Origin of the sequence: Synechococcus sp. WC101 (assembly GCF_047461555.1) — a bacterium.
Lineage (GTDB): Bacteria > Cyanobacteriota > Cyanobacteriia > Thermostichales > Thermostichaceae > Thermostichus.
Genome location: NZ_JANSHG010000199.1, coordinates 1 through 3,502 on the forward strand (window position 1 = coordinate 1; position 3,502 = coordinate 3,502).

The 3,502-nt window shown below is 57.7% G+C and carries 6 protein-coding genes; 1 reads left to right on the forward strand and 5 read right to left on the reverse strand.

Going from position 1 to position 3,502, the window contains the following annotated elements:
- The coding region (locus NW809_RS11310; RefSeq protein ID WP_414402173.1) for an ACT domain-containing protein at window positions 1-395 on the reverse strand (395 nt) is incomplete at its 3' end.
- Window positions 396-557: 162 nt separating this feature from the next.
- Here NW809_RS11310 and NW809_RS11315 point away from each other — a divergent pair.
- Window positions 558-1,157 carry a chromophore lyase CpcT/CpeT gene (locus NW809_RS11315; protein ID WP_414402174.1) on the forward strand — a complete coding sequence of 200 codons (600 nt, stop codon included), beginning with the start codon at window positions 558-560 and terminating at the stop codon, window positions 1,155-1,157.
- 33 nt (window positions 1,158-1,190) lie between these two features.
- Here NW809_RS11315 and NW809_RS11320 read toward each other — a convergent pair whose 3' ends face one another.
- From NW809_RS11320 to NW809_RS11335, 4 genes are all read right to left on the reverse strand, one after another.
- On the reverse strand, window positions 1,191-1,457 hold the full coding sequence (locus NW809_RS11320; protein ID WP_041438869.1) for a hypothetical protein: 267 nt from the start codon (window positions 1,455-1,457) through the stop codon (window positions 1,191-1,193).
- A 275-nt stretch (window positions 1,458-1,732) separates the two neighbouring features.
- Window positions 1,733-2,344 carry an ATP-dependent Clp protease proteolytic subunit gene (locus NW809_RS11325; RefSeq protein WP_011429555.1) on the reverse strand — a complete coding sequence of 204 codons (612 nt, stop codon included), beginning with the start codon at window positions 2,342-2,344 and terminating at the stop codon, window positions 1,733-1,735.
- A 27-nt stretch (window positions 2,345-2,371) separates the two neighbouring features.
- Window positions 2,372-2,953: a Uma2 family endonuclease gene (locus tag NW809_RS11330; RefSeq protein WP_011429554.1), complete on the reverse strand. Its 582-nt coding sequence runs from the start codon at window positions 2,951-2,953 to the stop codon at window positions 2,372-2,374.
- Between the two features lie 17 nt (window positions 2,954-2,970).
- Window positions 2,971-3,502: ATP-dependent Clp protease proteolytic subunit (locus tag NW809_RS11335; protein WP_414402175.1), on the reverse strand; the 532-nt coding region annotated here is incomplete at its 5' end.

Here is a 3,502-nt window from a genome sequence, read left to right on the forward strand (position 1 = left end):
GCGCTGGGATCGGCGGCAATTTCCAGCGCCACCCGACCCACGCCCGGGGTATAGGCCATGGCCAGATCGGCGGCGCTCTCCAGGCGGCTTTTGGCCACCACCTGTAGCTTTCCCCCCCGGTGCAGCTCAAAGGTGCGATCCACCACCCGCTCCACTTTTACGTTGGGCAAAGAGGCAACAGCGGCGCGAATTTGCTCGGCATGCTCGCTGCTAACGGCATCCACGCAGATTTCCCGCACCGTTTCGGCTGCCGATTGGTGGATGAGGTCGATCTGGCTGAGGCTGCCTCCCACCTCGGCAATAGCTTGGGTAACACGGGCCAGCGCTCCTGGCTGGTTGGGCAGGCGCAGACGTAGAGCAATGCTGTAGCTGGAGCTGGGGGTGAGTTTTGTCATAGCTTTCTATAGTAGAAGAAAAATTGCCTTCAGCAGAGCAAGCTCCTCAACACTGAGCCCTCCGGTTCGGCACCCAACCTTCTCCCTCCGGAAGCAGGGTTGGGGGTGAGAATAACCCTAGGATCGAGAAATCCCGAAGACAGGCGATCCTCCTTCTTGCATATGACAGCTTCTGCTGCGGCAACTTCCGATTCCGACCTCAATACTTTTGCCGATTGGCTGGAAGGTTACTACAGCAACCGCGCCCAAGCCATGGCAGAACCGGTGTGGTTTGTACCGGTGAGCCTTTGGTACGTGCGCCTTCCCCACCTGTTTTCAGAAGGAATCGGCTTTTTTACCGAGCAATTTAACGAGCACACGCCGGGCCGGTTTTACCGCAGCCGGGTGCTGCAGGTATTGGCGGATCCCTTGCGGATCGAGAACTATAAGTTGCGGGATCAAGCGGCTTGGGCAGGTGCCTCTCAGGATCTGCAGCGCTTGGCGCAGCTTTCTCTGTCTGACTTACAGCATTTGCCCGGTTGTCGCATCCTCGTAGAAAAGCGCGCAGACTGCTACCACGGCCAGATGCTGCCGGGCGGTGGCTGCCGCCTCAACCCCGGCGACAGCACCTACATCCACATCGAGTTTGACCTCACAGCCCAGGAATTCATCACCTGGGATCGCGGCTTCGACGCCACCACCGGCCAACAAACTTGGGGATCCCGCACCGGCCCTTACCGCTACCAGAAAAGGATCCCTGTGGTATTTCCCCCTCGCCCCTAAGGGTTCGGAAAACTGTTGGGCTAGCTAGGAGGGCTATGGGAACAAAAAAGGAAACAGGTCGCGGAAACCCCTGCGCAGCTTGAGCAAAAAGATCAGCCGCTCCACCTCTGGAGAAACAGATCCGGTTTCGGGCCGGGCTGCCAGGGCTGCCTGGAGTTGCAGAGCTTCGCCAGCGGTGAGGGGCTGATTATCGACCGGAGAGCGAGCCTGCAAATCTGGCTGCGCCCGCAGCACCTCCTCAGGGATTTCAGAAGCCGGGGGCAAAGCCAAGGCCTGATTCGGCGGATACAGCAGGAACACCAGCAGACTGGCCCATCCACTGCTCCTTTTGACCCAATGCTTTCGGTTCACCGGATGCAAATCTCTCGGTCCACTCCGCCTTATCCTAGCTACCCCAGGGATCCTCAGCCCCTCTCCCGGCACCCTAGAACCAGTACCGTATAAGCCGGGGAACATCACACCTGCCGGAATCCAGGCCCGTCAAACGGTCAAACCACAGCGAGCCAGTCCTCAGCTCCCTAATCTTACTCGGGATCTTGCCCAGGCCGTCTTTTTGCAGCGAGCCAAAATCCCCCTTAGCCGGCCATTGCTTCCGAGCGCTCTTGGATCACTCGGTCTACAATGCCGTAGGCTTGGGCTTCCGTAGCCGAGAGGTAGAAATCCCGCTCCACATCCCGCTCGATTTTCTCCAGCGGCTGGCCAGTCATTTGCGCCAAGAGCTCATTCATACGCCGCTTGACCCGCAAAGTTTCGCGGGCGCGAATTTCGATATCGCTGGCCTGACCTTGGATCATCCCCAGGGAAGGCTGGTGCAGCATGATGCGGGAGTGGGGCAGGGCAAAGCGTTTTCCCTTGGTGCCGGCAGCCAGCAAGAAGGCCCCCATCGAGGCTGCTTGGCCCACGCAAACGGTAACAATGTCGGGCTTGACGTGGTTCATGGTGTCGTAAATGGCCATGCCCGCCGTTACAGAGCCACCAGGAGAGTTGATGTACATCACAATATCCTTTTGCGGATCCTGGGAGTTGAGGTAGAGCATCACCCCCACGATGGTATTGGCCAGGTTGTCGTCGATGGGCTCGCCGATAAACAAGATCCGCTCTTGGTACAGGCGGTCGTCGAGGCTGATCCACTGGCTGTAGGGCTCACCGGGCAGACGGTAGGGAACGCGAGGCACTCCAATCGGCATAAGTTTCTCCTGGCAAAGTACAGAACACTACACAGAACGATGCGCTTGCAAGAGGTCTTGCGCGCTCAAATCTAGCTGGGGCAAAACCGAGGAAACAATGCGTTCAGGGCCGGTTTTAACCTCGTCTTCGTATTCCCCGCCAACCCAGCGCGACACCGACTGCTTGGCGGGATCCACAATCCAGTATTCCAGGATCCCACGGGCAGCATAGTCTTTGCGCTTGTCTTGATAATCACGTTTTTCATTGTCTATTCCAGGAGAAACCACTTCCACCACCAGCAGCGGCGGGGGCATGGGCAGCCGAAGGGTTCCGCGACCGTTCCCCAGCAAGCTCACATGGTCAGGATGTAAAACCATCACATCTGGGTTGCGAAACCGAGCCTTGGCTGCGGGCACTTCGACCTCAACTTGGCCCAAGCTCAGGCGTTGGACGGGCAAAAACTTGAGCAATTCCGCAATCAGAAACAGCTCAATGAGGGTGTTAATGCGCTCCTCAGTTGGCACTTCCCGAATATACCCGTCTTCAAGTTCAAGCCGTCCTTCATAAGGCCAGCTTTTGAGGCGTAGGTACTCCTCCGCCGTTAAAGGCTGTACAGGGACCTGAACCATCGACGGATCCCTCTGCTTCAGCTTTTGGCTGTTGCCAACTTCGGCAGGGCTTTGGAGCTGGTCAACACCTGATCGATAAGACCGTAGGCTTTGGCCTCTTCCGGAGTCATGAAAAACAGCCGCTCCGTATCCTTCTTGATGCGCTCTATGGGCTGGCCCGTGCTGCGAGATAATTCCTCCAGCATCATGTTGCGCAAGGTCAAGATCTCGCGGGTGCGAATTTCAATATCGCTGGCCTGTCCACGGGTGCCCCCATACGGCTGATGCAGCACGATCGTGGCATTGGGCAAACTGGCCCGGAACCCCTTGGCGCCCGCCGCCAACAGCATGGCCGCCATGCCAATGGCATTGCCAATGCAGATGGTATGCACCGGCGGCTTGATGTAGTTCATCGTATCCAGAATGGCAAAAGCTGCCGTGTCGTAGCTGTAGGTGCCCGTCGAGTTGATGTACATCTTGATCGGCTTTTCCCGATCCTCGTACTGCAAATACAGCAATTGTTCCACAATCAGCTTGGTGACGTTGGCATTCGCCTCCTCGGCCAGGGGC

Coding starts and splice junctions, on each gene's coding strand:
- NW809_RS11315 (WP_414402174.1), top strand. CDS start 558: ATGACAGCTTCTGCTGCGGCAACTTCCGATTCCGACCTCAATACTTTT.
- NW809_RS11325 (WP_011429555.1), bottom strand. CDS start 2,344: ATGCCGATTGGAGTGCCTCGCGTTCCCTACCGTCTGCCCGGTGAGCCC.
- NW809_RS11330 (WP_011429554.1), bottom strand. CDS start 2,953: ATGGTTCAGGTCCCTGTACAGCCTTTAACGGCGGAGGAGTACCTACGC.